Raw genomic sequence first — 4,967 nt, forward strand, 5'->3', positions numbered from 1 at the left:
GCAGATCATCCCACTTTGCCTGCTTTTAATGACCAAAAACGGCGAGCGGATAGCACCCAAGCAGGATGAGGCAACGACCTAAACCGTGAGCCGAATAGAAGGATCCATTTAGGCGCCATCAATTCACCCAGAACTACCAAAAAACTCACCTTTTGCCCTACCCTTTACGCCCCTCAAGCGTTAACACAAAAGCAACAAAAGCGAGTCATTGCATCCTCCTGTAGGGTTGATGCAACGACTCGCCTGTAGCCCTACTGCTGCATGGGTTTGAGTGCTCCCAACTTTTTGAGGGGATCTAGGGATTATCTAGGACGCATCAAAGAACTATTGAACCACAATGGCATAATACCTCTATCGCAGAACAACATATTAGTAACAATCCATGCTAAGGAAACGTGCGCTATTCTCACTCGTCATCGTCGCTCAACACACCTATATCAGCCCTATTTATGCCGGCTTCACCCACAGACATGAGTAAATGCCTGAACGACTAAAACATCTGCAGGTAAACACACGGCTAGATCATAGGACCAAGCGGAACAACACGCTTAGGTACGTGCCATTATCGACCACCGGCATTAGCGTATAACTGCGCATAGCTCATGATGTACATTAGGATTGGGCAAAGCCGACGACTGAGCATGAAGCGTAAGGTGATCGGGTGACGCGTCTGCAGATGAAAAGAGCACAGGTAAAGAGTACGCCGTACCAAGCCAGCGACTAGCCATGAAGCTTAAGGTGATCGAGTGACACGTCTGCAGGTGAAAATAGTGGTCTAAGAATAGGTTAAACCGAACTCACGATTGAACTGGATTAGTCTTAACTTAACCTGTAAATATTCAAATCACGATGCAATTAGACCCGATAGATGGCTTTAACCCACTTCTACCCAAAGTTTGCCGCAGCTCGAAGTTCAGACATTTATTATCTGATAATTTGAGATACATAATGTAATGACTACCAAAGAGTAAGGTGTGATCATGAGGGATTTGATAAACCGTTACATTGAATCAAACTTACCTAGTCTGTTTCATGCGCAACACGCTGGCATTTTGCGTGAGCTTCATGCTCACGTGCTTTGATCAAAACTAGTGTCATTTGTCTATTCGCCCCACGGCAACTCCGAGGGGAGGTGTGTTCCTTGGAGTATTGAGTCGTTAGATAGCGATTCATCAGCAAAAATAAGCGTGACAGGATGAGAAAAAAGCTGAAACGATATCAAGTAATTACCCATCAAACTGTATAAAAAATCGCTACCGCAAAAAAGCAAATTCCTATAGCATCATTTATACCCATTTACATGGAGGTGGCAGCGGCCAAGTCCAACAAGCGATTTATGCCCTGCAAACAGTGCAGCGCATAAATACTAAGACGTTATGTTCAATGCCAATCCTCGGAGGTGGTCTAAACTATGGTTAATTTTTTTCTAGTAGTCACAATATTGTTTATTGTTCTTAGTACCTTTCTCAAACTTAGATATGTTGTGCTTATATATGTATTAGGTAACATTATATTAATTATTTTTTTTACAATTTCTGGCCAAGTCGGAGTGTGGTTTATTTTTCTTTTTCAAATTCCAGCTCTTGGGCCATCTTTTCTTGGTATCTGTATTGGAACAGCTATTGGTTATAAGGTTAGACCTATTGTTGACAGTAAACTATCAAGTTTCGGTAATGAATTTTTATATCGTTTAAACGCATCCCTAAGAAAGAATCAAGATCTAGAGTCTATTTTAAATTTAGATGGTACACCTAAAACTAGTAAAAATGTAAAAGGTGAGGATCGGCTTACTGACAAAAAAGATGTTCCAATTAAATAGTAAATATATTAAACAAATCGGGTAGCCGGAGGTGTCTAACCTCCAGCCCACTCCCTGCATACCTCCGCACAGGTCAGTTCATTTAGAACGCCTAACCTGCTTTCTGGTTAGGGTAATGAACGGCGATCCATCCATCTCTTAGTGAATACAATCCTGCTTTCTTTAGATACTCGTTACTCCGCGATTGTTGTATTCCTAGTGTTTTCGAGCTCCGTCATGGGGCTTTACTTGTGATCCCACAAGCAACGGCGGCTTAGAACCTGACCGTTTTTACTATGCGTAGGTTTATGTGATTACAGTGTTATGCTGAAAGTGAGTAGTAGCATTGCCTGACCTTAAGCGGGCGTTAACCTATAGTAGAGTTAAGGCTTTAACTCTAAAATGCCCAAAAATCAGTTAGTGAATCACTCTACACCAGACTGATTCATGCTGACCTTAAAACAGACCCATTTCGCCCCGTTTCTTCCTTTCAACGGGGCTTTTTTTTGCCTTAGCATGAATCAGATCTCTAGAGAACTGATTCATATCCCTGTTATGCCTATTCCAACTGGTGATATCGAGAGTTGATTAGTTTGTAGCCCAAAGAGGCGTTACTAATAAAATAGCTAATCCGAATCTGGCTAATAAGGTTTTGTCCCAGAAGTGTGGTGTTAAATAACGACTCTTTAATCTCTCTAGCACAATCAAGCCGGACTAATCACACACTCCAGCGCGGCCATATCGTAGCCCATGACAACCGCCTCACCTATGACAAAATCCAATACGACATCAACGACACATATACAACTAATATGTTGTATCTATACGTATAAACAACAAATTGATTGTATTCACACAAATAAACATCATATTAGTTGTTATTAATGGCTAATAACAACTAATATGATGTTTATGAGTAAAAGATAACCGAGCCAACACCATGAAGCATCTCAGCGAATTAGCCACAGAACTCAAGCACAACCGAGAACAACTAGCACTAAGTCAGAAAGACATGCTGTTGAACATAGGCATGTCACAGCAACAATACCAACGAATAGAAAGTGGCAGTGATACTCGCTTATCGACATTACTGAGAGTCTTGGAAGGATTAAATCTTGAAATGATGATCGTTCCTAAACAGCACATAAGTGCAGTAAAAGCACTCATTAACCAAGCAACTTTAGAACCAGAAATTGACCGTCATTCGCATAACAACTTAACGACAGAGACGGGCACATCTTGGGATAAGGTCTTACATTCAGTTGATGATAAAGAAGATAATCTATGAAACCAGCTGAATCAGTAGAGGCCCTCGCGCTTTATTTAAATCATCAACGAATTGCGATACTCACCCATTATTCTGGTGGTAAAAACATTCTAAAATTTGACCCTGAATATATCGCGATGCCAAAAGCACTTCGACCAACATTAACGCTCACCCAGCTGCTAGACCCCCATTACATCGATAAAATACAAGTCAGAACACAAAGATTATCACCGGTGCTGTCCAACTTGCTCCCCGAGGGCGCATTGCGGCAATGGATGTCAGCCGAGCTAAAAGTACATGAGAACAACGAATTTCCCATACTGGCATGGGCAGGGAACAATCTTCCTGGCGGCTTAATCGCAGCAGCCATAGCAAAAGCAGATATTCCAGCCTGGGCACTATCACCACGGGAAAGAACAGAAGCTATTTTAATCGACATCACCCACACCAGTAATAAGTTCTCACTTGCCGGTGTTCAAATGAAATTCTCGACAAGCAGAAACGATGAACGATTCAACATAAATGCCAATCAAGAAGGCCAAGATAGTTGGATTATCAAGACGCCCTCAACAGTACATCGTAACGTCCCACAAAATGAATACACTGCAATGAAGTTGGCACAAATAATCGGAGTGAACATCCCTGATATTGAGCTCATCTCGCTTAACGCATTGGATAATCTACCTAACATCAAACTACCAGATGAGCCAACGGCTTATGCAATTAAGCGCTTTGACCGCAGTGATACGGGCCGCATTCATGCAGAGGACTTTGCCCAAATATTCGAAGTTTATGCCCATGATAAATATGGTAAATACAACTACGAAGCCATAGCGAAAGCTCTATACATGAGCAGCTACAATGGACTAAAAGATGTGCAGCAAATGGCAAGGCGGTTGCTGGCCAATATCTTGCTTGCCAACGGCGATGCCCACTTAAAAAATTGGAGTGTTATCTACCCAGATACCCAAAATGCGATACTCTCGCCCGCTTACGATATTGTCAGCACCTTACCCTACATAGAAGGCGAAACCGCCATTGCTCTCAACATGAATAAACAAAAGCTATGGTACGCCATTGATATCACTACCTTCCAAGCATGGGCAACGAGAACAGGCATACCATGGCCCGCGATAAAGGTTCATTTACTGGATGCCATGCAAAAAGCCCGTACTCTTTGGCCAGAGGCACTTGCTGAACTCCCCATGCATGAAGAGCATAAAGCGATATTAAAAGCTCACTGGGCCAAACTACATAACGACTTTAAAATCCTCTGCTAGCTAATGATATCAGGCCCCAATAACAATATTGATTTCGGTTGCAACTTCGGGGTATCGGTGTGAATCAGTTCTCTAGATATTTGATTAATCTTAAGGGAAAAACGCCCAAGAATAGCCGTAAATGGGGATTAAGGTGGGTTTCAGGATGATGTTAATCACTCTAGACTAGAGTGATTCAGGGCTCATTTTTGGACAAAACCTTGTTAGATTTTTTTACTCTAATTCATTGATTTCGGATTAATCTTTCTATGGTGTAACGCCGCATTAATGAGGGGATGCCACATAAACCAACTTTCAGCAGACCACTTTCACCACCAAAATCACCGCATACCAAAAATACCACGCGGCATGAATCCCTCTTAAACGCTTTGTTTGTAGTGGCACACTGAATTTGGCCACCTAATAAGAAATGTTATGATCTCATTCATAGCGAATTTAGGTGACAAAATGAATAAAAGTAAACGTGCACGATATAGCGCAGCGATTAAGCTCGAAACTGCCCAATTAGTCATTGACCAGGGCTATACACAAGAAGCGGCAGCCAAAGCCATGAACGTAGGTAAATCAACGGTCAGTAAGTGGGTAACGCAGCTTCAGGTCGAGCGCAAAGGGCTTGCTCCTA

Annotated in this window: 4 protein-coding genes; all 4 read left to right on the plus strand. The window is 42.2% G+C overall.

The window, feature by feature from the left end; translation table 11 throughout:
• The first annotated feature begins 1,411 nt into the window (after positions 1 to 1,411).
• Complete coding sequence (locus tag L5M38_RS23705) at positions 1,412 to 1,819, plus strand: hypothetical protein (RefSeq protein ID WP_263168257.1); 408 nt, start codon at positions 1,412 to 1,414, stop codon at positions 1,817 to 1,819.
• Positions 1,820 to 2,738: 919 nt separating this feature from the next.
• Positions 2,739 to 3,086 carry a helix-turn-helix domain-containing protein gene (locus L5M38_RS23710; protein ID WP_263180499.1) on the plus strand — a complete coding sequence of 116 codons (348 nt, stop codon included), beginning with the start codon at positions 2,739 to 2,741 and terminating at the stop codon, positions 3,084 to 3,086.
• A complete protein-coding gene (locus L5M38_RS23715) occupies positions 3,083 to 4,345 on the plus strand; it encodes a type II toxin-antitoxin system HipA family toxin (RefSeq protein ID WP_263180500.1) in 1,263 nt (420 codons plus the stop codon). The genes L5M38_RS23710 and L5M38_RS23715 overlap by 4 nt, the downstream gene beginning before the upstream one ends.
• A 447-nt stretch (positions 4,346 to 4,792) precedes the next feature.
• A partial coding sequence (locus L5M38_RS23720) for a transposase (protein ID WP_263178571.1) occupies positions 4,793 to 4,967 on the plus strand: 175 nt, incomplete at its 3' end.

This window comes from Shewanella sp. SM101 (genome assembly GCF_025654465.1).
GTDB classification, from domain to species: Bacteria; Pseudomonadota; Gammaproteobacteria; order Enterobacterales; family Shewanellaceae; genus Shewanella; species Shewanella oncorhynchi.

Coding starts and splice junctions, on each gene's coding strand:
- L5M38_RS23705 (WP_263168257.1), top strand. CDS start 1,412: ATGGTTAATTTTTTTCTAGTAGTCACAATATTGTTTATTGTTCTTAGT.
- L5M38_RS23710 (WP_263180499.1), top strand. CDS start 2,739: ATGAAGCATCTCAGCGAATTAGCCACAGAACTCAAGCACAACCGAGAA.
- L5M38_RS23715 (WP_263180500.1), top strand. CDS start 3,083: ATGAAACCAGCTGAATCAGTAGAGGCCCTCGCGCTTTATTTAAATCAT.